At 67.5% G+C, this 23,689-nt stretch carries 21 protein-coding genes; 7 read left to right on the top strand and 14 right to left on the bottom strand.

The genetic code is table 11. The features are described 5' to 3' along the window. Entirely contained in the window at nucleotides 1-1,713 is a 1,713-nt protein-coding gene (locus tag GN330_RS08800; protein WP_156712315.1) for a hydantoinase B/oxoprolinase family protein, read from the top strand. 53 nt (nucleotides 1,714-1,766) lie between these two features. Here GN330_RS08800 and putA read toward each other — a convergent pair whose 3' ends face one another. Continuing rightward, complete coding sequence (gene putA, locus GN330_RS08795) at nucleotides 1,767-5,378, bottom strand: bifunctional proline dehydrogenase/L-glutamate gamma-semialdehyde dehydrogenase PutA (protein ID WP_156712314.1); 3,612 nt, start codon at nucleotides 5,376-5,378, stop codon at nucleotides 1,767-1,769. A gap of 177 nt (nucleotides 5,379-5,555) precedes the next feature. Between putA and GN330_RS08790 the strand changes: the two genes are divergently transcribed. After that, nucleotides 5,556-6,005, top strand: a complete 450-nt coding sequence (locus GN330_RS08790; protein ID WP_106571730.1) for an Lrp/AsnC ligand binding domain-containing protein — start codon at nucleotides 5,556-5,558, stop codon at nucleotides 6,003-6,005. Between the two features lie 23 nt (nucleotides 6,006-6,028). Here the strand turns inward: GN330_RS08790 and GN330_RS08785 are convergent, their stop codons facing one another. Both GN330_RS08785 and GN330_RS08780 read right to left on the bottom strand, forming a co-directional pair. Further along, complete coding sequence (locus GN330_RS08785; protein ID WP_156712313.1) at nucleotides 6,029-7,234, bottom strand: cytochrome-c peroxidase; 1,206 nt, start codon at nucleotides 7,232-7,234, stop codon at nucleotides 6,029-6,031. A gap of 10 nt (nucleotides 7,235-7,244) precedes the next feature. Beyond that, on the bottom strand, nucleotides 7,245-7,676 hold the full coding sequence (locus tag GN330_RS08780; RefSeq protein ID WP_156712312.1) for a FixH family protein: 432 nt from the start codon (nucleotides 7,674-7,676) through the stop codon (nucleotides 7,245-7,247). A 155-nt stretch (nucleotides 7,677-7,831) separates the two neighbouring features. Here GN330_RS08780 and GN330_RS08775 point away from each other — a divergent pair, with 155 nt between their 5' ends. Then, nucleotides 7,832-8,761: a sugar kinase gene (locus GN330_RS08775; RefSeq protein ID WP_156712311.1), complete on the top strand. Its 930-nt coding sequence runs from the start codon at nucleotides 7,832-7,834 to the stop codon at nucleotides 8,759-8,761. Here the strand turns inward: GN330_RS08775 and GN330_RS08770 are convergent. The 6 genes from GN330_RS08770 to GN330_RS08745 form a co-directional block, all read right to left on the bottom strand. Then, nucleotides 8,754-9,770, bottom strand: a complete 1,017-nt coding sequence (locus GN330_RS08770) for an aldose epimerase family protein (protein WP_156712310.1) — start codon at nucleotides 9,768-9,770, stop codon at nucleotides 8,754-8,756. The genes GN330_RS08775 and GN330_RS08770 overlap by 8 nt on opposite strands. A 72-nt stretch (nucleotides 9,771-9,842) precedes the next feature. After that, entirely contained in the window at nucleotides 9,843-11,300 is a 1,458-nt protein-coding gene (locus tag GN330_RS08765) for an NAD-dependent succinate-semialdehyde dehydrogenase (RefSeq protein ID WP_156712309.1), read from the bottom strand. A 19-nt stretch (nucleotides 11,301-11,319) separates the two neighbouring features. Further along, a complete protein-coding gene (locus GN330_RS08760) occupies nucleotides 11,320-12,327 on the bottom strand; it encodes an Ldh family oxidoreductase (RefSeq protein WP_156712308.1) in 1,008 nt (335 codons plus the stop codon). Beyond that, nucleotides 12,327-13,256, bottom strand: a complete 930-nt coding sequence (locus GN330_RS08755; RefSeq protein ID WP_156712307.1) for an NAD(P)-dependent oxidoreductase — start codon at nucleotides 13,254-13,256, stop codon at nucleotides 12,327-12,329. Before GN330_RS08755 ends, GN330_RS08760 begins: the two co-directional genes overlap by 1 nt. A gap of 170 nt (nucleotides 13,257-13,426) precedes the next feature. Further along, nucleotides 13,427-14,608 carry a UxaA family hydrolase gene (locus GN330_RS08750; RefSeq protein ID WP_156712306.1) on the bottom strand — a complete coding sequence of 394 codons (1,182 nt, stop codon included), beginning with the start codon at nucleotides 14,606-14,608 and terminating at the stop codon, nucleotides 13,427-13,429. Nucleotides 14,609-14,667: 59 nt separating this feature from the next. Beyond that, nucleotides 14,668-14,955: a UxaA family hydrolase gene (locus tag GN330_RS08745; RefSeq protein WP_156712305.1), complete on the bottom strand. Its 288-nt coding sequence runs from the start codon at nucleotides 14,953-14,955 to the stop codon at nucleotides 14,668-14,670. 119 nt (nucleotides 14,956-15,074) lie between these two features. On the opposite strand from GN330_RS08745, the gene GN330_RS08740 reads away from it, so the two are divergent. Continuing rightward, nucleotides 15,075-15,809, top strand: a complete 735-nt coding sequence (locus GN330_RS08740) for a GntR family transcriptional regulator (protein ID WP_156712304.1) — start codon at nucleotides 15,075-15,077, stop codon at nucleotides 15,807-15,809. A 12-nt stretch (nucleotides 15,810-15,821) separates the two neighbouring features. On the opposite strand, the gene GN330_RS08735 is transcribed toward GN330_RS08740, so the two are convergent. From GN330_RS08735 to GN330_RS08725, 3 genes are read right to left on the bottom strand one after another with little or no spacing between them, the layout of a single operon-like run. Beyond that, nucleotides 15,822-16,772: an AEC family transporter gene (locus tag GN330_RS08735; protein WP_156712303.1), complete on the bottom strand. Its 951-nt coding sequence runs from the start codon at nucleotides 16,770-16,772 to the stop codon at nucleotides 15,822-15,824. Nucleotides 16,773-16,831: 59 nt separating this feature from the next. After that, nucleotides 16,832-17,977: a Gfo/Idh/MocA family protein gene (locus tag GN330_RS08730; protein ID WP_246188597.1), complete on the bottom strand. Its 1,146-nt coding sequence runs from the start codon at nucleotides 17,975-17,977 to the stop codon at nucleotides 16,832-16,834. Further along, nucleotides 17,925-19,340, bottom strand: a complete 1,416-nt coding sequence (locus tag GN330_RS08725; protein ID WP_156712302.1) for an L-fucose/L-arabinose isomerase family protein — start codon at nucleotides 19,338-19,340, stop codon at nucleotides 17,925-17,927. The genes GN330_RS08730 and GN330_RS08725 overlap by 53 nt, the downstream gene beginning before the upstream one ends. 45 nt (nucleotides 19,341-19,385) lie before the next feature. On the opposite strand from GN330_RS08725, the gene GN330_RS08720 reads away from it, so the two are divergent. Then, nucleotides 19,386-19,940, top strand: a complete 555-nt coding sequence (locus GN330_RS08720; protein WP_156712301.1) for a histidine phosphatase family protein — start codon at nucleotides 19,386-19,388, stop codon at nucleotides 19,938-19,940. 14 nt (nucleotides 19,941-19,954) lie between these two features. Here the strand turns inward: GN330_RS08720 and GN330_RS08715 are convergent, their stop codons facing one another. Then, a complete protein-coding gene (locus GN330_RS08715; RefSeq protein ID WP_156712300.1) occupies nucleotides 19,955-21,001 on the bottom strand; it encodes a tagatose 1,6-diphosphate aldolase in 1,047 nt (348 codons plus the stop codon). After that, on the bottom strand, nucleotides 20,998-21,894 hold the full coding sequence (locus tag GN330_RS08710) for a PfkB family carbohydrate kinase (protein ID WP_156712299.1): 897 nt from the start codon (nucleotides 21,892-21,894) through the stop codon (nucleotides 20,998-21,000). The genes GN330_RS08715 and GN330_RS08710 overlap by 4 nt, the downstream gene beginning before the upstream one ends. Before the next feature lie 275 nt (nucleotides 21,895-22,169). Between GN330_RS08710 and GN330_RS08705 the strand changes: the two genes are divergently transcribed. Continuing rightward, nucleotides 22,170-22,448, top strand: coding sequence for an acyl carrier protein (locus GN330_RS08705; protein WP_343040466.1), 279 nt, complete (start codon nucleotides 22,170-22,172; stop codon nucleotides 22,446-22,448). A gap of 36 nt (nucleotides 22,449-22,484) precedes the next feature. Further along, nucleotides 22,485-23,660, top strand: a complete 1,176-nt coding sequence (locus GN330_RS08700; RefSeq protein WP_156712298.1) for a beta-ketoacyl-ACP synthase — start codon at nucleotides 22,485-22,487, stop codon at nucleotides 23,658-23,660. Nucleotides 23,661-23,689 lie beyond the last annotated feature (29 nt).

The raw sequence follows: 23,689 nt of genomic DNA, 5'->3' as shown, positions 1-23,689 counted from the left end.
ATGGCCGAGCTCGACCCGATCACCCTGACCGTCATCCAGGCCGCGCTACAACAGGTCTGCGACGAGATGGATCTGGCCTTTTCGCGCGCGGCGTTCTCGCCGGTGATCGCCGAGGCCAATGACCGCTCCGACGGCATCTATGCCGCCGGCGACGGCGCGCTGATCGCCCAGGGCGTCGGCGGGCTGCCGGTATTTGTCGGCGTGATGGAATATTCCACCCGTACGCTGATCGAGATGATCGCCGACGGGCGCTGCCTGCCGCCCGAGCCGGGCGACATCTATATCGTCAACGACCCTTATCTCGGCGGCACCCATTTGATGGACGTGCGTTTTGCCCGGCCGGTGTGGCGCAACGGCGAAATTTTCTGCTGGCTGTCCAATACCGGCCACTGGCCCGACATTGGCGGCTCGGTTCCGGGCGGGTTTTCGGCGTCGGCCACCGCCGTCGAGCAGGAGGGGCTGCGGCTGCCGCCGGTCAAGCTTTTCAAGCGCGGCGAACTCGATCCCGAAATCCACGCCATCATCGCCTCCAATATCCGCGTCGCCGACCAGCGCATCGGCGACATCAAGGCCCAGGCCGCCGCGCTGATGGTCGGCGAGGAGCGGCTGTGCGCCCTGCTCGATCGCTACGGCGACGACACCGTTCTGGCCGCGATCGCCGAATTGCGCCGGCGCGCGGCCGAGCAGATGCGCGCGCGTATCGCCGACATCGCCGACGGCGTTTATCGCGCGACGGCCCATGTCGATTCCGACGGGGTCGTCGACCGGCCGCTGACGATCGCGCTTGCGGTCGAAAAGACCGGCGAGCGGCTGGTGTTCGACTTTGCCGGCTCAAGCCCGCCCTGCGCGGGGCCGATGAACAGCGTGCTCGCCACCACGCTGTCGTCGGTCTATCTGGCCATGCGCCATATCTTTCCCGACGTGCCGCTCAGCGCCGGCGCGTTCGAGCCGCTGGAGATCCGGCGTCCCGAGGGCACGTTTCTCGACGCGCATTATCCGCGCCCGGTCTCCGGCTGCGCGGCCGAGGTCTCGCAGCGCATCGCCGAAGCGGTGTTCGCCGCCCTGGTCCAGGCTCTGCCAGAGCACGTGACGGCGGCACCGGCCGGCTCGTCCGGCAATTTCGCCCTCGGCGGCCACGATCCGGCGCGCGGGCGCGACTATGTGATGTACCAGATTTCCGGCGGCGGTTATGGCGGCAACAGCGACCATGACGGGCTCAGCAATGGCTGTTCGACCATCGGTATTTCCAAATCGCCGCCGATCGAGGTGATGGAGCAGGCCTATCCGATCCTCTACCGCCACTACGCGCTGCGCGAGGGCTCCGGCGGCGCGGGCCGGCATCGCGGCGGCTTCGGGCTTGCCTACGAGGTCGAGCTCCTGCGCGGCGAGGCGCGCGCCTCCTTCGTCATGGACCATGGCCGGTTCGGCCCGCAGGGTGTGCTCGGCGGCGCCGACGGCGGCGTCAACACCGTCACCGTGTGGCGCGACGGCGTCGCCCATGTGCCGCAACATCTGTCCAAGGAACAGGACATCGCGCTCAAGCCCGGCGACCGCGTCAGCGTCGGCACGCCGGGCGGCGGCGGTTACGGGAACCCGCGCGAACGCGATCCCGCCCTGGTGCGCCGCGACGTCGCACTCGGCTATTACACCGAAGCCGAGGCGGAAGAAAAATTCGGCGGCGCGCTCGACCGGCCTGTCCGCGAAAAATCCTGAGACGCGCCGACGAACCTCACCTCGCCGTTGCGCCGTCCCGGCCCGATCCGGGCTCACACGGCGGCGAGCAGGCTCGCATTGCCGCCGGCCGCCGTGGTGTCGACGCACACAGCCCGCTCATGCGCATAGGCCGCCGGATCGATCACCTCCACCAGCACCGGCACGATCGGCCCGGTGCGCTGCGCAAGCTCTGTCCTGACAGCCCGCAGCGCCCCGTCCTCGGCTGCGAAGGCGACCAGGTCGACGGCGATCTCGGAAAGCACCGCCGGCGCCACCACGCCGTCGAGCGCGTTGAGCGGCAGCCCTTTTGACAGAAGCGGCTGCAAGGCCTGCATGGCCCCCGGCGCGACCGCCACGACCGCGTTGCCGGCGGCCAGCGCCTGCACGGTCTGGGCCAGGAGCATGTCGGGCTCCGGCCCCAGGCACAGCACCCGCCCGCGCGGCGGCAGCATCAAGGTGTTCGCCTCGCCGGTCGGCCCCGGCAGGTCGTAGGGTCCGAGATCGAGGCTGGCGGCGGCCGCCACCGCTTCGGCGCCCTTGCCGCGCAGGTGCTTTCTCAGGATGGCGATGCGGTCGCCGCGTCCGGCCCAGCCGTGCTTCACCGGATCGACGAAATGCTCCACGATCATGGTGGCGTTGACCGGCTCGCCCGCCACCGGCGCCGGGCGGTCTGCGCCGGACTTGCGGAAACGGCGCAGATAATGCGGCCCGCCCGCCTTCGGCCCGGTGCCCGACAGTCCCTCGCCGCCGAACGGCTGCGCGCCGACGACGGCGCCGATCTGGTTGCGGTTGACGTAGAGATTGCCGGCATGCACGCCGTCGACGAAACGCTGCACGCGCTCCTCGATGCGCGTGTGCAGGCCGAAGGTCAGCCCGTACCCCTTCAGGTTGACCGCCGCGATCACCCGGTCGATCTCGTCGGCTCCAAAAGTCGCCACGTGCAGCACGGGTCCGAAAATCTCGCGCTCCAGTTCGCCGATCCCCGATACGCGCACGATGTGCGGGGCCACGAACCGGCCCTCGGCCGGCACCGGCAGCTTGAGCGCGACCTTGCCCTTGGCCTCCATCTCGGCGCAATAGGCGTTGATCGTCGTCTGCGCCTCGTCGTCGATCACCGGACCGACATCGCAGGCGATGTCGCGCGGATCGCCGACCACCAGCGCCTCGGCCGCCCCGCGCAGCATCTCCATCATCTTCTTTTCGACGTCCTTTTGCACGTAAAGCACGCGCAGCGCCGAACAGCGCTGGCCGGCGCTCTGGAACGACGAGGCGAGAATGTCGCGCACCGCCTGTTCGGGCAGGGCGGTCGAATCCACCACCATGGCGTTGAGCCCGCCGGTTTCGGCGATCAGCATCGCGTCCGGCGGCGCCGTCTCGGCGAGCTGGCGCTCGATCAGCCGTGCGACCTCGGTCGAGCCGGTAAAACACACCCCGGCGATCTCGGGCCGCGCCACCAGCGGCGCGCCCACCGACGGGCCGTCACCCGGCAGAAGCTGCAGGATTGCGGCGGGAATGCCGGCCTCGTGCAGGAGCGCCACCGCCCTGGCGGCGATCAGCGGCGTCTGCTCGGCCGGCTTGGCGATCACCGCATTGCCGGTGACGAGCGCGGCCGCGATCTGGCCGGTGAAGATGGCGAGCGGAAAATTCCAAGGCGAGATGCAGGCGATCACCCCGCGCGCCTGGCTGTTGGGCTGTGCCTTCGCCGCCTCGGCCGCGTAGTAGCGCAAAAAATCGACCGCCTCGCGCAGTTCCGCCACGCCGTCGGCCAAGGTCTTGCCGGCCTCGCGGGTGCACAGCGCGAAAAACTCGGCCGCATTGTCCTCGTAAAGATCGGCGGCTTTGGCAAGCATGGCCGCGCGAGTCGCGACCGGTAGCATGGCCCAGTCCGGCTGCGCGGCGGCCGCGACCCGGACAGCGTCCTTGACGATATCCGCCGTCGCCTCCTCCACCGTGCCGACCGTGTCGTCGGGCCGGGCCGGATTGACGATCACCCGTTTTGCGCCCGCGCCGGCGGCCGGCGTGATCGGTTTTGCCGTCCAGGTGAAGCCGGCATCGAACGGTTTGCGCGCCGCCTCGATCTCGGCGAAGGTGACCGGGTCGGTCAGGTCCCATCCCCTGGCGTTGCGCCGTCCGCGGCCATAAATCCCGGCCGGCATCGGGATTGCCGGATTGTGGGCGCGGCCCTGGCCGGCGATCACGGCGAACGGATCGCGCGCGATCTCCTCCGCGCTCACCTCCTCGTCGACGATCTGGTGCACGAACGAGGAATTGGCCCCGTTTTCGAGCAACCGGCGCACGAGATAGGCCAGAAGGTCGGAATGCGCGCCGACCGGCGCATAGATGCGGCAGCGCGTGCCTTCGCGCTTGCGCACCGCCTCGTGCAGCGCCTCGCCCATGCCGTGCAGGCGCTGGAACTCGAAGCTGCTTCTGTCGTCGGCAATCGCCAGGATCGCGGCCACGGTGTGGGCGTTGTGGGTGGCGAATTGCGGATAGATGCGGTCGGTCATGGCGAGCAGCTTGCGCGCGCAGGCGATGTAGGACACGTCGGTGTTGACCTTGCGGGTGAACACCGGATAGCCGGCAAGCCCGAGCACCTGGGCGCGCTTGATCTCGGTATCCCAATAGGCGCCCTTGACGAGCCGCACCATGATCCTGCGGTCGAGCTTTTCGGCGAGTGCGTGCAGCCAGTCGATGGTGAAGGCCGCGCGTGGCCCGTAGGCCTGCACGACCACGCCGAACCCATCCCAGCCGGCGAGCTCCGGGTCGGCCAGCACCTGTTCGATCACGTCGAGCGACAGGTCGAGCCGCTCGGCCTCCTCGGCGTCGATATTGAGCCCCATGCGGGCATCGCGCGCGGCATAGGCAAGCGCGCTGAGACGCTCGACCATCACCGGCAGCATGCGTTCGCGCTGGGCGAATTCGTAACGCGGATGCAGTGCCGAGAGCTTGACCGAAATGCCGGGATTGCGGCGAATGTCGTCGCCCGAAGCATGAACAGCCAGCGCCGCGATCGCATCGGCATAGGCGCGATGATACCGCTTGGCGTCGGTCTCCGTACGCGCCGCCTCGCCGAGCATGTCGTAGGAATAGAGATAGGCTTTCTGCGTATAGGCGCGGCCGCGCTTGACCGCCTCGGCGATGGTGCGGCCGAGCACGAACTGCTCGCCCATCTCGCGCATCGCCGCCGACACAGCGGTGCGGATCACCGGTTCGCCGAGCCGGCGCACCATGCCGCGCAGGGTGCGTTCGATGCCGCCCTCGCCTTCCTCCAGAACCCGTCCGGTCAGCATCAGCGCCCAGGTCGAGGCGTTGACGAAGATCGAGCTCGATTCGCCCGAATGCGCCGACCAGTCGTGCGGCGCGATCTTGTCGCGGATCAGATCGTCGACGGTCTCGGCGTCGGGCACCCTGAGCAGCGCCTCCGCCAGGCACATCAGCGCCACGCCCTCCTTGGTCGAAAGCCCGTATTCCGACAAGAACACTTCCATCATCTGCGGATCGGACGAGCCGCGCACGGCCCGCACCAGATCGGTCGCCCGCGCCGAGATCGCCATACGCTCTTCGGCCTGCAATCCGGCCAGTGCGACCAGGCGTTCGAGCGCGGCATCCTCGTCGGGCAGATAATTGGCGCGGATCAGCGCCCGATGCTTGGAAAGTGCGGACATCGTCATGGACCTCCTCTCGTCACAATAGGCTTGCCTGCCGTAGAGCGGTCAAGCTGAGCCGTCGGGAACGGTCATACCATTTCGCCAGGCATGGCAACGCCCAAAACGCTGGCATTTTCGGCGCAATTGACCTAAAAATACGGATCATCTCAAATCAATAGATTTACTGAACGAGCAATGACAGATCGTTTGGACCGTATAGACCGCAACATCGTCGCGGCGCTGGCGCGCCAGGGCCGGCTGTCCATGGCCGAACTCGCCGCCAAGGTCGGCCTGTCCAAGACGCCGGTGCAGGCGCGGGTCCGGCGGCTGGAGGCCGACGGCTATATTCGCGGCTACGCGGCAATCGTCGATCGCGAGCGCATGGGCGAAGGCCATATCGCCTTCGTCCAGGTCAAGCTCTCCGACACCCGTTCGGCCGCGCTCGACGCCTTCAACCGCGCCGTACTCGGCGTGCCCGAGATCGAGCAGTGCCACATGATCGCGGCGAGCTTCGACTATCTGTTGAAGGTGCGCACCAGGGACATCGCCGCCTATCGCCGCGTGCTGGGCGAAAAGATCTCCGCCCTGCCCCATGTGGCGCAGACCTCGACCTATGTGGCGATGGAAACCGTCAAGGACCGCTGAGGGGGTTCTTCGCAACCGAAGGCCTAGTTCAGCGTCTTCAGAAACGCCACCAGCGCCGCCTTGCCGCGCTCGGTCAGCCGCACCGGCCGCAGCTCGCTTGCGCCGGCCGGCGATGTCGGCGCGTTCGCATAGTGCTCGACCACCGCTTCCAGCGTCGCGATCTGCCCGGCATGCATATAGGGCGCGCGCAGCGCCACGCCGCGCAGCGACGGCGTCTTGAACGCCCGTTCCAGCTCGGGACCGTTGCGCAGCATGAAACGCAGCTCCGCGCAGTCGCCTTCGGCTGCGTCGCTGAAATCGCCCTGGCAGTTGAACGGGTCGGCCAGAAGCCGCGCAATCGCTCCCGCGCGCTCGCGGCCGGCCGGCGCCTGCGGATCGTCGGCAACACCGGTATTGTGGAAATGGTCGTCGGTGAAGCGCGGTCCGTTGTGGCATTCCAGACAGTTGGCGCTGCCGACGAACAGCCGGAGCCCTTCCCGTTCGAGATCGCTGAAGGCGGCATCGCCTTCGGGCGGCTCGCCGCGCGCGAGCGCGGCCGCATAACGGTCGAAGCGTGTCTTGACCGGCGGGATCGTGCGTTCGAAGGCCGCAATCGCCTTGCCGACATTGGCGAAAGCGCCGTTGACGGCCCGTCGCGCCGTCTCGTCCAGCCCAGCCCAGGCCGCCCGCTCGGAACCAGTGCCGAACGGGCCGGCGGCCGCCGGCAGAACCGCAAGCGCCGGCAGCGGCCCGAACACCGCCTCGTAGCCGGCGCGATGATGACGCGCGACCAACCGAACGACAGCGGTGCGCGTCAGCCCGTGCTCGAGCGGGTTTTCCAGCGGCTCGAGCGCCTGGCTCCACAGCGAATCCTTGCGCCCGTCCCAGAAGAAGAACAGGTTCCACGCCGCGCCGGCGAGCGGCATGGTGCGGCGCGGGCCGGTGCCGAGCGCCTGGGCGCGCGGCAGGTCGTCCTGGAACTGGCGTTGCGGATCGTGGCAGGTAGCGCAGGCGACGGCGCCGTTGGCGCTCAGCCGCGTGTCGAAAAACAGCGCCTCGCCGAGGGCGGCCGCGCCCGGATCGTCGGCCACCTTGTTGGAAACGGATGCCGGCGCAGCGCCGAGCGCGGCCAGCGACAGCGAGGCGACGGCCTCGCGCTCGGCCAGGCTCAGCCCGTCCTCGCCGCAGCCCCCAAGCAACGCCGGCGCGGCGGCGACAAGGACGCGGGCGAGAGTATTCAGGCTGGCCATGGTCTCACGGTCACAGTCTGATGTTGAAGCGGACCGTATCCTCGCCGGGTCCGGCCCGCACGGTGAAGTCCAGCACCCACCAGCCGCCCATGTTGAACCGCACCCCCTCGATCCGGTAGCGCCCCTCGCCGAGATAGGTCGTCATCTCGGGGCTGGTCGGCAGGCCGTGGCCGTGATCGGGCATGCCGCCGCCGACCTCGATCTGCGCATCCTCGACCGGCGCGCCGTCGGGCACGGTCAGCGTCAACACCCAACCGTGCAAGACACCGGTTTCGACGGGTTCCGCCTCGGGCGCGATGGCGACGATGTAAAGCCCGTTCACCGACGGTTTGGAACGCGCCAGATCGAGCGTCTCCGAGCCCGCCCCGCCGGGGTCGTAGAAATAGATCACGCCGAGGGCCAGGACGGCTGCGGCAACCAGGGCGACAAGGAATCTGCTCATGGGTCCTTTTCGAACCAAATCGCGCCGAAGACAACCGCTTCGCGACCTCGGGACGGCAGAACGCACCACAGCACTCTCGCAACGAGCCAATCCGACAATCGACATCCCAGTGTCGACCCGTGTAGGAGCAAGGTCCAGGATCGGAGAGAGACGGAATGCGGGCAGGACATATCGCGGCGGTCGGGGAATGCATGCTGGAGCTTGCCGGCGCCGAGGACGGATTGTGGCGCATGGGCCATGCCGGCGACACGTTCAACACGCTGTGGGCGCTCCGCGCGCTGACCGACACCGCGCACGCATGCGACTACGTGTCGGCCTTCGGCGACGACCCGTTCTCGGCCGCGCAGATCGGCTTCATGCAGGAAAACGGCATCGGCGTCGCGGCAAGTCCGAAAATCGCCGGCGCCCGCCCCGGCCTTTACGCCATCACGCTCGATGGCGCCGAACGCTCCTTTACCTACTGGCGCTCCGACGCCGCCGCCCGCCGGCTCGCCGACGACGCAGACCCATTGGCGAAAAGCCTTCAAAACCGGACGCTTATCTATTTTTCCGGAATCACTTTGGCAATTCTCGACGTGCCCGCCCGGCAACATCTGCTCGACGCGCTCGCCACCGCGCGCGCCGCCGGCGCGACGGTCGCCTTCGATCCCAATTACCGCCCGCGCCTGTGGCCGTCGGCCGCCGCCGCCAAGGCCGCGATCGGCGAGGCGCTGGCGCTCACCGACATCGCCCTGCCGACCTTTCCCGACGAAAACGCGCTTTTCGCCGACCCAAAGCCGCAGGCGACCGCCGACCGGCTGGCCAAGGCCGGCATCGGCGAAATCGTCGTCAAGGACGGCGCCGATCCCGCGCTGGTTGTCTGCAACGGCCGTGCCGAACCGATTGCCGCTGTCGCGGTGGAAAACCCAGTCGACACCACCGGCGCCGGCGATTCCTTCAATGGCGGCTATCTGGCCGCGCGCCTTTCCGGCCATCCGCCGCACGAGGCGGCGCGACGCGCCCACCAGGTCGCAGCGGCCGTGGTCCAGGTGCGCGGCGCGCTGGCGCCGTTTTCGATCCTGCGGGCGGCGTTCGAGCCTATCTGAAACGGTATTCCGTCACCTGGCGGTAGCGGTCGCCGGGCCACAGAACGGCCTGCGGAAAATAGGGCCGGTTCGGCGCATCCGGCCAGACCTGCGGTTCGAGGCAGAAACCGGCATGCGCACGGTAGCGGCGCCCGCCGAGCCCGTCGGCCTGCGGCGCGAGCTTGTGGCCGGCGTAAAACTGGATGCCGGGCTCGGTGGTCCACACCTCCATCTCCACGCCCGAATGCGCGCTCTGCACCCAGGCCGCCTGGCGCAGGGGGCCGCGCGCGGCCGCCAGGCAGAAATTGTGGTCGTAGGCGAGTTGAGCGTTGTGTTCGTCGGCATGACGGATCGGCCGCGGCAGCAGAAAGTCGAACGCCGTGCCTTCCACCGGCTCCACCACGCCGGTCGGGATCATCTCCGCGTCGACCGGCAGATAGGCCAGGGCCGCGATCATCGCCCGATGGTCCAGAATGTCGCCGGTGCCGCCGTCGTCGAGGTTGAAATAGGAGTGATGGGCGAGATTGCACAGCGTCGGCGCCTCCGCGGTCGCGCTCAGTTCCACCGACAGCGTGCCCGGAAGCTTCAGCCGATAGGTGCACGACATGTCGAGCTCGCCCGGAAACCCCATCGTGCCGTCGGCATCCTTCAGCGACAGGGCGACGAAATCCTCGCCGTGTGCCTCGAGCCGCCAGACGCGCTTGCCGGTCCCCGTCGAGCCGCCATGCAGCGTGTGCTTGCCGAGAAAATTGCGGTCGGTCTCGAAGCGCTGGCCCTCGATGGTGAAATGTCCGTCGCGGATCCGGTTGGCGTAACGACCGGCAATCGCCCCGAAATAGGGCGAATGCGCCGGATAATCGGCAAAACGCTCAAATCCCAGCACCAGCGGCGCGTCATGGCCCGACAAACGCAGATCCTGGACGACGGCGCCCCAGGTCAGGATGTTGGCCCGCAGCCCGCCGCCGGAAATGGCGAGGCGGTGCACCGTCTCGCCCGCCTCGGTCGTGCCGAACAATTCGGGGCCTGCCATGTCCCGCTCCGTCGATGGCTACAATCGGTGGATCGCCGCCCCCCCCCCCGCGGGGCCGGCGGCTGCGTCGCATCAGAGGCCGAGGCCGCCGATGCAGACATATTTGGTGTCGAGATAATCGTCGATGCCCTGATGGCCGCCCTCGCGCCCGAGACCGGACTCCTTGACCCCGCCGAACGGCACCTCGACCGTGGTGATCAGGCCCTCATTGACACCGACCATGCCATATTTCAGCGCCTCGGTGACCCGGAAGGCGCGGCCGAGATCGCCGGAATAGAAATAGCAGGCCAGGCCGAATTCGGTGTCGTTGGCCATGGCGACCGCCTCGTCCTCGGTCTCGAAACGGAACACCGGCGCGACCGGACCGAAAATCTCCTCCTTCATCACCCGCATGGCGGTGGTGGCGCCGGAAATCACCGTCGGCTCGAAGAACGAGCCGCCGAGGTCGTGGCGCTTGCCGCCGGTGACGACCGTGCCGCCCTTCGCGGTCGCGTCGGCGATCAGTTCCTCGACCTTCTCGACCGCCTTCACGTCGATCAGCGGCCCCTGCTGGGTGCCGTCGTCGAGCCCGGCGCCGACCTTCAGCTTGCGCGAGGCGGCGGCGAGCTTCTCGACGAAGGTGTCATAGACGCCGGCCTGGACGAAAAACCGGTTGGTGCACACGCAGGTCTGGCCGGAATTGCGGTATTTGGCCACCATCGCGCCTTCGACGGCGCGGTCGATATCGGCATCGTCGAAAACCACGAACGGCGCATTGCCGCCGAGTTCCATCGACACCTTCTTCACCGTCGAGGCCGATTTCTCGATCAGCATCTTGCCGATCTCGGTCGAGCCGGTGAAGGTGATCTTGCGCACCAGCGGATTGGAGCACAATTCGTCGCCGATCTCGCTCGCCGAGCCGGTGACGATATTGATGACGCCCTTCGGGAAACCCGCCTCCTCGCACAGCGCGCCCCAGGCAAGCCCCGAATAGGGCGTCTGCGAGGCGGGCTTGACCACCGCCGTGCAGCCGGCGGCAAGCGCCGGACCGATCTTGCGGGCCAGCATCGAGGAGGGAAAGTTCCACGGCGTGATCGCCGCGACCACGCCCACCGGCTCCTTGGTGACCAGCAGGCGACGGTCCGCCCACGGGCTCGGCACCACGTCGCCATAGGTGCGCCGCCCCTCCTCCGCGAACCACAGAATATAGGCGGCCGAGATCGCCACCTCGCCCTTGGCCTCGGCAAGCGACTTGCCCTGCTCCATCGTCAGGAGCTCGGCCAGCGGGTCCTGGTTCTCCAGGATGAGGTCGTGCAGCCGGCGCAGCAATTTGGACCGTTCGTTGGCCGACGTCTTCTTCCACGACTGGAAAGCCTTTTCGGCCGCCTCGATGGCGCGCCGGGTCTCCGCCGTGCCCGATTTCGGCACCGTGCCGATCGTTTGCCCGTTGGCCGGGTTGGTCACGTCCAGCGTCGCGCCGGAATCGGCATCGACCCATTCGCCGCCGATCAGGTTGGCCTGACGCATATAGTGGCTGGTCTTCTGCAACATAAATCGCCTCCGTACCGCGCTACCCGGCGGCAATGGTTTCAATATCCTGAATAAGCGCCGAATCGAGCGGAATGCCGTCGCGCCGCAAACGGTGTCGGATTTCGTGCCGTCTTTGCCCCGGCACTCGCGCTCCATCCGTTTCGGCGACAATTTGCGACATTTCGGCAAAACGGGCAACCGCGCTGACAGCACCGAAGGCGGCTGGATCAATCGCAATCAGAAGCTGGCCGGTTCCCGGCGGCGCGCCCTCGGCATCGAAGAACGAGGTCTGTTCGTAAGCATAGTTGGCGCCGGTCAGCCCGGCCGCCAGCAATTCCACCATCAGCGCCAGCGCGGTGCCCTTGGCATCGCCGAGCGGCACCATCGTGCCGGCAAGCGCGGCCTCGGCGTCGGTGGTCGGGTTGCCGGCGCTGTCGAGCGCCCAGCCCTCGGCAATCGGTTCGCCCTTCTGCCGTGCGGCCATGATCCTGCCGCGGGCGACTTTCGACAGCGACACGTCGACCACCACCGGCGCGCCGCCCTCCACCGGACAGGCAAAGGCGATCGGATCGGTGCCGTAGAGCGGCCGCCGTCCGCCCCAGGGCGCCATCGCCGCCGGCGCGTTGGCAAAAAGCAGCGCCACCAGCCCCCGTTCGGCCAATGCCTCCACCGTCAGCCCGGCCACCCCGGCATGGTGCGAGCGCCTGATGCCGGCAAGCGCCACGCCCTGGGCCGGCGCGATCTCGGCAAGCCGGGCGACGGCGAGTTCGAGCGCGGGATAGGCAAAACCGTGCGCGGCGTCGATCTGGACGGCGCCCGGCCGGGTCAGGGTCGCAGTCGCGGTGGCGAAGCCGTCGACCTTGCCCGCCCGCGCCTGGGCGGCATAGGCCGGCACCCGGCTCAGGCCGTGACCGCCCTGCCCGGCCAGTTCGGCGCCGACCAGCGCGCGCGCCACCGCCTCGGCATTGTTGGCCGTCGTGCGCGAGGCCGTCAGCGCCGCCACGCACAGGCGATGCGCGTCGTCGGCCGTCAAAAGACGTTCGCCCATCACCGCGCCTCCAGATGCGCCAGCACCGCGTCGGCGATCACCGCCGAGACGCGGATATTCGATTCCACCGTCACCCCGGCAATATGCGGCGTCAGGATCAGATTGGGCAGGCCGACGAATTTTTTCCCGGCCTCGGCCGTCAGCGGCTCGGCCTCGAAAACGTCGAGCGCGGCCCCGCCGATCCTTCCCGCACGCAATGCGGCGGCAAGGGCCGTCTCGTCGATCACCCCACCGCGCGCCGCGTTGACGAGGATCGCATCGTCCTTCATGCGCGCGAGTTCCGCCGCGCCGATCATGTGTCGGGTGGCCTCCGTCAAAGGCACGTGCAGGCTGACGACATCGGCCGCCACAAGCAGCGCGTCGAGCGTCATCGGCCGCGTCGTTCCCCAGGCCGGATCGGCCGCGTCGAGCAGCGGGTCGTGCGCAACGACCGCCATGCCGAGCGCGCGCGCCCGCGCCGCGACCTCGCGCGCGATCGCGCCGTAGCCGAGCAGCCCGATCGTCCGGCCCGACAATTCGCGGCCGATCAGCGTCTGGCGCGGCCAGGCGCCGGCGGCCACCGCGCCGCTTGCCGCATAGGCGCCGCGCAACAGCGTCATCGCCGTCGTGATCACATATTCGGCCACCGACAGGTCGTTGGCGCCGGTCGCCGGAACCACGGCGATGGCGCGCGCCGCGCAGGCGGCCAGGTCGATATTGTCGAGGCCGACACCGAGACGGCCGACCATCTCCAGGCGCGGCGCCGCCGCCAGCAGCGCGCCGCGCACCTGGGTGCGGTTGCGCACCACGAGCACGCGCGCTTCGGCAAGGGCGGCGGCCAGGGCATCCGGCCGGTCGACGAGCGTGGCGTCGTAGAGCGTGTCGTGGCGCTGACGCATGTGCTCCACGGCGGTCTCGTCCATGAATTCGGCGATCACGATTTCAGGCATGGGCAATGCGGTTTCCCGTTTGAACGCCGCCCGGCATCAGGCGGGCCTCCGATAATATCAAATCGCCGCCGCCGGCCGATAATCGGCACGAGCGGCGGCAAAAGGATGAGCCGCGACAGGATCGTCGCGAAATTGCGGGCGATGGAGCCCGATCTCCGCAACTGGAGCGCTCAGGCGCTCCGGTAGAGCTTGGTCATGACGAATTCGCGATGGCCAAGCGCCTCGGCGGCGGTGCTGCGGCCGCTCGCCGTGCGCACGATCATGTCGATCAGCGCGTCACCGGCATCGTCGATCGTCATCTCCCGGCGCAAGATGCCGGACACGTCGAGGTCGACATGTTCGCCCATCGTGCGCACCGTGCGCGGATTGGCGGTGATCTTGATCACCGGCACGATCGGGTTGCCGATCACATTGCCCTGGCCGGTCGGAAACGTGTGCACGACATAACCGCCGGCCGCCATCAGCGTCACGCATTCGGCTGCCGCCGACGAACTGTCCATGAAATAGAGCCCCTTGCCCGATCGGGGCGCCTCGGCCGGCTCCAATATGTCGATGAATTTCGACGTGCGGCCGATCTTTTCCAGATTGCCGAGCGCCTTTTCCTCGATCGTCGTCAGCCCGCCCTCGATATTGCCCTTGGTGGGCTGGCTCTCCGACAGATCGTCGGTCTGATGCGCGAAAATGACGTCGTCCTGATAGGCCTTCCACATCGCGTACCAGCGCTCGCCGACCTCCGGGCTGGCGGCGCGCTGCTTGCAGATATGCTCGGCGCCCGTGATCTCGGAGGTCTCGCCGAAACAGCCGTAAATGCCTTCCGGCAGCAGCTTGTCGTACATGTTGCCGACCGTCGGGCACGAGCCGAGCCCGGTTGTCGTGTCGCTCTCGCCGCATTTGGTGGACACCCACAGCTCGCCAACCGCGCAATCCTCGCGCTGCAGCTCGGTGGCGTAATGGACGAATTCCTTCGCCTTGCGCGAGGCGTCCATGATCGTCTTCAGGTCGCCGTTCTGCTCGATCGAGAACCCGGCCACCGGCTTGCCGGTTTCAGCGATTCCGTCGACGATCTTTTTGGTCCAGCCCGGCTCGATGCCGATCACGATGCAGGCGGCCACGTTCGGGTTGGCGCCGGTGCCGATCATGGTGCGGAAATGCAGGTCGAGGTCGGCGCCGAACTGCAGCCTGCCATAGGCGTGCGGCAGCGCCAGCGTGCCCTTGATATTGTTGGCCACCGCCTCGCAGGCGGCATTGGAGATGTCGTCCACCGGCAGGATGACGACGTGGTTCCTGACGCCCACCCGGCCATTGTCGCGCCGGTAGCCCTTGAATGTCAGATTGGAATAGTTCGCGGCCATCTTCGCTTTTCCCGTGCCAATTTCGTGCGATGCGGAAAACCCGTTCCCGCGTCCGGCGCCTACCAGCGCTTGGTCTTCAGATTGTGGACGTGCACGTGTTCGCCGCGCGCCACATCGGCTACGAAGCGCCCGATATCCTCGCCATATTTGATCGCGGTGTCGCCGTCGGCGATGTCGCGAAGCGCCACTTTGTGACCGATCGGAACGTCGTTTCCGGCTTCGATCTCGAAGCTGGAATCGTCCTCGGTGACGGCGGCCAGCATGCGGGTTCCCGCCGTCAGCCCCTCGACCACGACAACGCCGACATTGTCCTTCCGATCATGCACGAGCAGGTGTGGAATGGTCATGAAATCCCGTCAGCCCCCATTTGGAATGCTCAAGTCTTATATAAGACATAAGATATAAAATTCTGGCAAAGTCAATTCCGACCGGCTAGAAAATCGGGGTCCGATACGGGGATTCGGTCATGAACGAGAACGCGCCAGCCACCACATTCGCCTACAAGCCGCTCTACATGCAGGTGAAGGACCAACTCGTCCGGCGCCTGATCGACGGCGAGTGGCAGCCGGGCCAGTTGATCCCCTCCGAGATGGAGCTGGCGCGCCAGGTCGGGGTCAGCCAGGGCACGATCCGCAAGGCGCTCGACGCGATGACGGCGGAGAACCTTTTGATCCGGCGCCAGGGTCGCGGCACCTTCGTCGCCAGCCCGGAGGAAAGCCGCATCCTGTTCCAGTTCTTCCGGATGGTGCCGGACGACGGCGAGACCTCGTTTCCGCAATCGCGCATCCTCAAGCGCGACCGGGCTCGCGCGACCCGCCGCGACGCCCGGGCGCTGGACCTGCAGGCCGGCGAGGCCGTGTGGCTGACCGAGCGGCTGCGCTCGATCCGCGACAAGCCGCTCCTGGTGGAAACGATCCGCCTGCCCGCGGCGCGGTTTGCGGGCTTTGGCGACGTCGCCGACCTGCCCAACAACGTTTACGGCCTCTATTCGCAGCGTTGGGGTGTCACCATCGCAAGGGCCAGCGAGCGGTTGAAGGCGGTCGCGGCGTCAGAGGCGGACGCGGCCCATCTCGGCTGCGCAACGCACACGCCGCTGCTGGAGATCACGCGCGTGGCCTTCGACCTGGAAAACAAGCCGGTCGAGCTGCGCGTCTCGCGCTGCCTGACCGACATGGCCCATTACGCCGCCGAACTGCGCTGATCCCGCCCCGCCTCAGCCGAACACGGCCTGCAGCACCAACAGCCACAGCGAAATCGTGACCACCGCGCAGCTCGTGGCGATCATCATCGCGTTTGTCGAGATCGCCTGACCGGTTCCGAACTGGACGGCGATCAGATAGGCGTTGACGCCGGTCGGCAGCGACGCGGTGATGACGGCGACCTGGGCGGCCAGCGGCGGCAGGCCGAGCGCCAGCGCCAGGACCAGGGTCAGCGTCGGCATCAAGACGAGCTTGAACCCGGCAAGGGCGACGCCGGCGCGCAGATTGCCGGCAATGCCGTAGCGACGCAGCCCGAGGCCGATCGAAAACAGCGCCAGCGGCCCGGCAATGCCGGCCAGCGCGTCGACGAAACGCAGGCCGAGGCCGGGCAGTTGCCAACCGGTAAAGCGGAAGGCGAGACCTGCCAGAATGCCGATGATGATCGGATTGCGCAAAAGCTTGCCGAAAAAATCGGAAACCATGGCGGACGGGCGCGGCGCGCCGTCGCGGCTGCCGTCGAGAATAGCGAAAACGACGATCGAGGCCGCCATCATCACCACCAGATGCACCGACACGATCAGCGCCAGGATCTCGAATCCGGCCTGGCCGAACACGCCGAGCACCAGCGGAATGCCGAGCAGAACTGTGTTGGAAAATGAGGCCGACACGCCGCCGACCACCCCGGCGCGCGCATCGCGACCGAAGACCCGCGTGGTGACGAACTGGCCGAGCGCCCAGGCGATCGCCACCGAGGCGAAATAGGCAATCCACAACGACCAGGGCGCCGCGCCGTGGAAATCGGCGCTTTGCATGGTCTTGAACAACAACAGCGGCACCGCGACCGAGACCGCGAATTCGGCCAGCGCATCGCCGGCCTCCGCCTTCAGATAGCCGCTCACGCCGGCGAGGTAGCCAAGCGCGATCAGACCGAAAATGAACAACACGGCTTCGACTTCGGCGGACATGCCTGCCTGATAGGCAAGTCGGCGGCCGCCGGCAAGGCACGCCGCCCGCCGGCCCGGCCTCAGAGCGCGATCGCCGAGCCCGTCCTGGCGCTTTCCTCCGCCGCCTGGCCGATCATCACCGCGCGCATGCCGTCCTCGAGCGTGACTTCGGGCGTTCCGCCGTGGCGCACCATGTCGAGAAATTTCTGATGCTGGAAAAAGGTCGAGCCGTGATGATCGCCCGCCGCCAGGATGACGGGATCGACATGGATTTCCTCGCGCACGGGCTGTTTGGTGGCGCGTGGCGAAACGACCAGTTCCGACAGCCGCACGCGCCCGTCGGGCGAAAATCGGGCCGGTCCGGGCACGAACGCCTCGATCGAGGCCAGATCCCCGGTCGCGGCGATCTGTTCCTGCCAATAGGACCCTTCGGCAAACATGCACAGATCGAGCATGGCGCGCACGCCGTTATCGAAATCGACGACGACGAAGGCGTTGTCGAGAATGTCCGCCGGCCGGCCGCCATAGGTCTCGCCGACAAAATTGACGTCCATGGCGCCCGAGGCGTAGACGCGCCTGGCCTCCGCCCCGGCCATAAACCGCATAAGATCGAAGAAATGACAGCATTTTTCGACCAAAGTGCCGCCGGTACGCACGGAAAACCGGTTCCAATCGTCGATTTTCTGCAAAAACGGAAAGCGATGCTCGCGAATCGCGATCATTTTGAGCCGTCCCGCCTCGCCGGCCCGCAATTTGTCGATCAGCCGCTCGACCGGCGGCATGTAGCGATATTCCATCGCCACCCAGGCCGGAGCGACCGCCTTTTCGGCAAGCCGCAGCATCGCGCGGCAATCCTCGAGCGTCGCGCAAAGCGGCTTTTCCACCAGCACCGGCTTTTGCGCCGCCAGCACGTCGGCGAGCACCGCGGCATGGGTGTCGTTGGGACTGGCGATCACCACGCAGTCGAAGCCGCCGGCCGACAGCAGCGCGCGGTGATCCCGGTATTGCGCCAGTCCGGCGCGGCCGCCCGCCACCGCCTGCGCCAGGCTGTCGGCATTCGGATCGGCGAGCGCGGTGATTTCGGCCCCCTCGAGCAGGGCGATATTGCGCATGTGCTCGCGGCCCATCATGCCCGTGCCGATCACGGCGTAGCGTATCGTGCCGGCGCGCATGTCAGAGGTCGAGGATCGGGATGCCGAGGGTTTCGGCTGCGGCTCCGAGAGCATCGCGATGGTCTCCATAAGCGAGCGCGAGGTGATGCTCGAGCGCCGCGCCCATGACGCGATCGAGCAGTTTTGCCGCCGGGGTGTCGAAGCGCACCACGCCCGACGTGCCGGTAAAAGCCATCGGCCGCTTGAGCATCTCGCCGCCACCGATCACCGCCACCGTTCGCCCCCGCGCCTGGCTGATGCGCAAAAAGGTGACCCGGCCGGGCCTCAGCGGGAACTGGTAAAGCAGCGGCATCCTGCGGTTGGTGTGGATGGTCGCCTGCGGCGCGAAACCCGGATCGGCCATCGACAGCGGCGCCTGGCCGCAATGCCACACAACACCGCTATTGTCGGCCGCGTCGAGATCGACAAGGTCGGTCAAAAAGGCCGGCGTGCCGGCGACACGCTGCAGAAGCAGGCTCGACAAAGCGCCATAGACGTCGGCCTCGCAGGCGCACGGAACGCGCGCCTCGCCCAGCATCGCCACCGGCCCGCACACCGCCCCGCCATACTCGGTAAAGCTTTCCGGCCAGCAGCGGATCGCAAACGCATCGTAGCGATTGTCGACGCGCAACCCGTCGAGCGCGACCTTGAGACGGTAGGACCGGTCGAGCTGGCCCTGATCGATGCGGTCCAGTCCGCCAAGCGTCGTTTGCGCATGCGTCGCGACCGTTTCGACGGCGGTGTTCTCCGCCGCGCCTGCGCGGTGGAACAGGGTGTCGAGTTCGAGTTCTTCGACATGCACGCCCGCCAGCGCGGCGATCTTCGCCTCGTCGTAGGCGCAGGTATCGAAGCCGTCGGGATGCTTGCCGATGCGACCGATACGCGTACCGCGCAGGCTGAGGGCGGCCTGCCGCCCGCGCGGATCACCGCCTGTCGCCGGGCGCGTCGGCTCCGGCCGCGCGATGCGCTTGCCCGCAAGCAGCGCAGCCAGATCGCGATCGACCTCCGCCGCCTGCGGGTCGGCGTAGAGATAGCCGAACGCCCGTTCAGCCAGGCCGAGCGCGTGCGCGGCGAGGTTGAGCCCGCAAAACGCGTTCAGCCTCAACCGTCCGCCGAGACGCGGCTCCGGCACCGCCCAGATCGACAACGGGCCGGAAAAGGCCCGCGCCGCCTCGGCCACCATGCCGGCATCGGTGAAAGTGACCTGCAGCACAAGCACCTGGTCGGGGACGCTCGCCGACAGGTCGGCGATCGCGGCGCGCGCGGCATCAAGGTCGAGCAGCAGCGAGCGGGGGCCCGTCAGTTCGGCGCCGGCGCGCTCGAGCGCGGCCAGCATCGCCGCCAGTCTCTCCTCGGCAAAGGGGAGGTCGAAAGTCGGCCGCCCGAGCGGCAGGATCGCGATCTTGCCGTTGCCGGGCGCTTTGGCTTTGCTTCCCATCCCGTATCCCTATATCCAGTGTTCGGCGATCCGACAGGAAGGCGCATGATCCGGATATTCACCACCCTCGCACTGATTTTTTTCGCCCTGCCGGTCCAGGCGACCGAAGCCGGATGGGCGCTGCTGCGCGGCGGCGGCCAGGTCGTGCTGATGCGCCATGCCTATGCGCTCGGCACGATCGAACCGCCCAATTTCGATATCGAAAAATGCAACACCCAGCGCAACCTGTCCGAACGTGGCCGGAACCAGGCGCGCCGTCTCGGCTCGCTGATCGCCGCGCGCGGCGCGCCGGTGGAACGCGTCCTGTCGAGCCGGCTCTGCCGGGCCCTGGAGACGGCGCGTCTGGCCTTCGGCGCCGACGCGGTGGAAGCCTTCGCGCCGCTCGACCCGCCCGGCGAGGACGAGACGGCCACCGCCGAGGCTCTGGCCGCAACCGTCGAGGCGGTGCATGGCTTTTCCGGCTCCGGCAACATGATCATGGTCGCCGATCTGACCGTCATCAAGGCGCTCACCGGACGCGCGACGCGCGAGGGCGAGGCGCTGATCGTCGCGCCCGACGAGACCGGCCTGGTCGTGCTCGGCCGCATCGTCTTCAACTGACCCGGCAAGATGTCTCACGCCAGCTCTCCGTAGCTGTGGCGGAAACCCGCATCGGCGGGACAAAACCGCGCGCCGTTCGCGCCATAGGCCGGATGGACGTCCCAGGGCATCGCCTTTGCATCGGTCAGGCTGTTTAGGGTGCGCATATAGGCCGCCGCGTCGGTTTCCAGCGCGGCGCGCATGCGCGGCCAGTCGGGGAAATGCGAAAACGCCTCCAGCCAGATCGCCCGGCCGGCGAGATATCCCGACGCGCCGGCGCGAAAGGCATGGGTGAGTATCCTGCGGAACGCCTCCTCGCCCGCGCCCGCCGACAGCATCACCCAGGGCCGCCCCGCAAGCCGGCCCATCTCGTCGAACAGCGCCTGGACGGCGGCCGCCCCGTCGCCATCGGCGCCCGGCACGTCGTCGGCATTGACCGGGCTTTCGAGCTTGAACAGATCGACGCCGTAGTCGGAGGCAGCGAAGGTCTCGACCGATTTCAGCACGTCGTCCGCCTTCTTGCCCTTCAGTTCGACATAGTCGCGCGTCTGATGCGCATCGGCCGCCAACGGATAGACCAAAAGCTCGAAAACGAACGGGATATCAAAGCGCTGGCAGGCTTCCCCGATTCGTTTCGTGAAGTCACGTTGCTGCGCACAGACAGCAGCGCCGGCATCCGGCCGATACCAGGCCAGAACCTTGACCGCATCGCCGCCCATGCGTTTGATCTTGCCGACGGACCAGTTGTCGATCTCCTGCGACACCCGCCCCTGCCCGGTCTCGCGAAACACGGAATCCTCGAGCGTGACCACCAGCCCCTTTTGCGGCGACAGGAACCGGAGGCCGCGCGGAATGGCAAAATGCGGGTCGAGCAGCATCGCCGAGGATTCGGCCTGCAGGGTTTCGATCAGCAGCGCCTTGAAGCCGGCGACGTCGTCGTAGGGCGCCTCGTCGAGGCCGTAATGCGCCGCGATCGGCGCCTTGATCGGCGGGCGCTGGTCGACCGCTGTCATCTTGAAGCGACCGCCGGTATCGGCCAGCCTGCGCATGCCCCACAATTTTCCCGGCGAAAGCGCGATCATGCCGCTGCCCTCAAAAACCTGTCCGCCTCGATCCGGTCCGGCGTTCCTTCGCGGCCGCCAAAGCGGGTGCATTTGATCGCCGCCACCGCATTGGCGAAGCGGATCGCCTCGGCTTCCGCCTGGCCCTCGCCCAGCGCCAGCGCGAAGGCGCCGTGCCAGACATCGCCCGCGCCGAGCGTGTCGACGATGTCGACGGCAAAGGCAGGCACGCGCCCGCCCGACGCGCCGTCGAGAAAGAAAACCCCTTTCGCGCCATTGGTGTAGCAGACCCAGGCGCCGGTCTCCGCACGCGCTGTCGCCAGAGCGCGGTCGAGATCGTCCATGCCGGCGAAATCGCGCAGGCCCTGGGCCGAAAAGGCGATGTGGGAGGCATGCGCGAGCGCCTCTTCGGCCTCGCGCACCGGCGCCTCGGCATCAAGGATGCCGGGCACGCCCAAGCGCCGCGCCGCTCGCATCGCGACAGCCGCGCCTTGCGGCCAGCGCGTGTCGGCCAGGATCGCGTCGACATTCTGCGGCATGTCCGCCTCGAGCCACCCGGCATCGAAGCTGAGCTCCATATCGCGGAAATTGACGATCTGACGCTCGCCGCCAGCATCGACAAACACCGAGGAAAACGACGAACGCCCCTTGTCCAGCCGGCGCACCCGCGTGCAATCGACCCCTTCCGCCTCCAGCTCCGCAACGATCATGGCGCCGATCGGATCGCGCCCGACACGCGCGCACAGCAACGCCTCGCCGCCCAGCCGCGCCACGGCCACCGCCGCGTTGGCCGCGCAGCCGCCGCCGACGATCGCCGCATCGCGGGCGCGGTATTTTTCGGCCTTCCGCGGCATCTCGTCGACCGACATCACGATGTCGATCACGGCGACGCCGGCAAGCAGGATTTTTGTCATGGCGACCGGTTCTCTGAAGGCACGCGGAGGTTACACTGACCAGACTATCAAGTCTTATATAAGATACAAGAATAACCTTGCGAAAATCCGAGCCGTGCCCGCCGGGCGTCGTCCGTTTCGAGCCGCGCCGGCCGTTGTTTGATGTTACGCCACACCGCAAGCGCGCGTCGACGACGCCCTTCGCGCGTCGCGGCGGGCAATTCACCCTTCCCCTAAAGGCAAAAACGGACTAGACACCGCGACCGACCATTTCGAGATTTCCCAAGGATAAAACCGTGCCCTCCACGTTCGACAGAGTTGCCGACATCATCGCGGAGACCAGCGAGATCGACCGCGACACCATCACCGCCGAAAGCCACACGATCGACGATCTCGGCATCGACAGCCTGGACTTCCTCGACATCGTGTTTGCGATCGACAAGGAATTCGGCATCAAGATCCCGCTCGAGAAGTGGACCCAGGAGGTCAATGACGGCAAGGTTCCCACAGAGGATTATTTCGTCATGAAGAACCTGTGCGCCAAGATCGACGCGCTGGTTGCGGCCAAGGCCTGACGGGTCGTCATTCACTCGCAAAGACGTGACAGGGGCATGAGCGACCAGGACGTCGTCATCACCGGCATCGGCATCGTCTCCTGCCTGGGCGTGGGCAGGCAGGCGCATTGGGATGCGCTGACCGCCGACAGCCCCGCGCCGGTCGTCGACGCCGAGCGCTTCAGCCCCTACAGCGTCCACCCTCTGCCCGAAATCGACTGGAGCGCGCAGATCCCGCGACGCGGCGACCAGCGCCAGATGGAGACCTGGCAGCGGCTCGGCACCTATGCGGCCGGCCTCGCGCTCGACGACGCCGCCATCAAGGGCGACGAGGCTCTGTGCGCGACGATGGACATGATCGTGGCCGCCGGCGGCGGCGAGCGCGACCTGGCCGTCGACACTGCAATCCTGGACGCTTCGCTGACGCGCAACGACCAGGACCTGCTGTTGAACGAGAAGCTGACGACGGAACTCAGGCCGACGCTGTTTCTGGCCCAGCTTTCCAACCTTCTGGCCGGCAACATCTCGATCGTCCACAAGGTCACCGGCTCCTCGCGCACCTTCATGGGTGAGGAAGGTGCCGGCGTTTCGGCGCTGGAGACGGCGGTGGCCCGCATCCGCGCCGGCCAGTCGAGCCATCTCCTGGTCGGCGGCGCCTTCCAGAGCGAGCATCCCGACTATCTGTTGAGCTACGAGCTGGACGGCCTTCTGCATCGTGGCGACTGGGCGCCGGTATGGGCGCGCGGTGAGCGGGGCGGCATCATCACCGGTTCGGGCGCGGCCTTTCTGGTTCTGGAAACGCGCGCGCACGCACAAGAGCGCGGACGCAAAGCCTATGCCATGATCGGCCGGATCGTCTCGGAAGGAAGCAGCCGCGCGCCGGAAACCTTTCCCGACAGGATCGGCGCGCTCATCGAGACGGCGTCGAACGGTGTCACGCCGGCCTTCGCCATGTCCGGCGCATCCGGTGCCGCGGCGGCGACCGTCGCGGAAAAGACCGCTCTCGACAAACGCGGTCTGGCCGCGCGCGGCTTTTCCTCCCTGACCGGCCATTTGAAGGAAGCCCAGTTTCCCTTCGCCGTCGCGCTCGCCGCCCTGGCGGTGGAGAAAAACCATGCCCTTGCCCCCTTCGATGCCGGTTGCGAAACGGCCGCCGCCGCCGTCGGCGCCGTGGTCGCGACCACGATCGGGTATCGCCGGGGCGAAGGCGCGGCCTTGATCGAACCGGCCTGAATACCGCGGCCGCCGGCGCGGTTTGGAGC

This window comes from Nitratireductor arenosus, assembly GCF_009742725.1.
Taxonomy (GTDB): Bacteria; Pseudomonadota; Alphaproteobacteria; order Rhizobiales; family Rhizobiaceae; genus Mangrovimarina; species Mangrovimarina arenosa.
The sequence above is the reverse complement of the archived record's forward strand: the minus strand, read 5'-3'. Positions and strand labels throughout refer to the sequence as shown.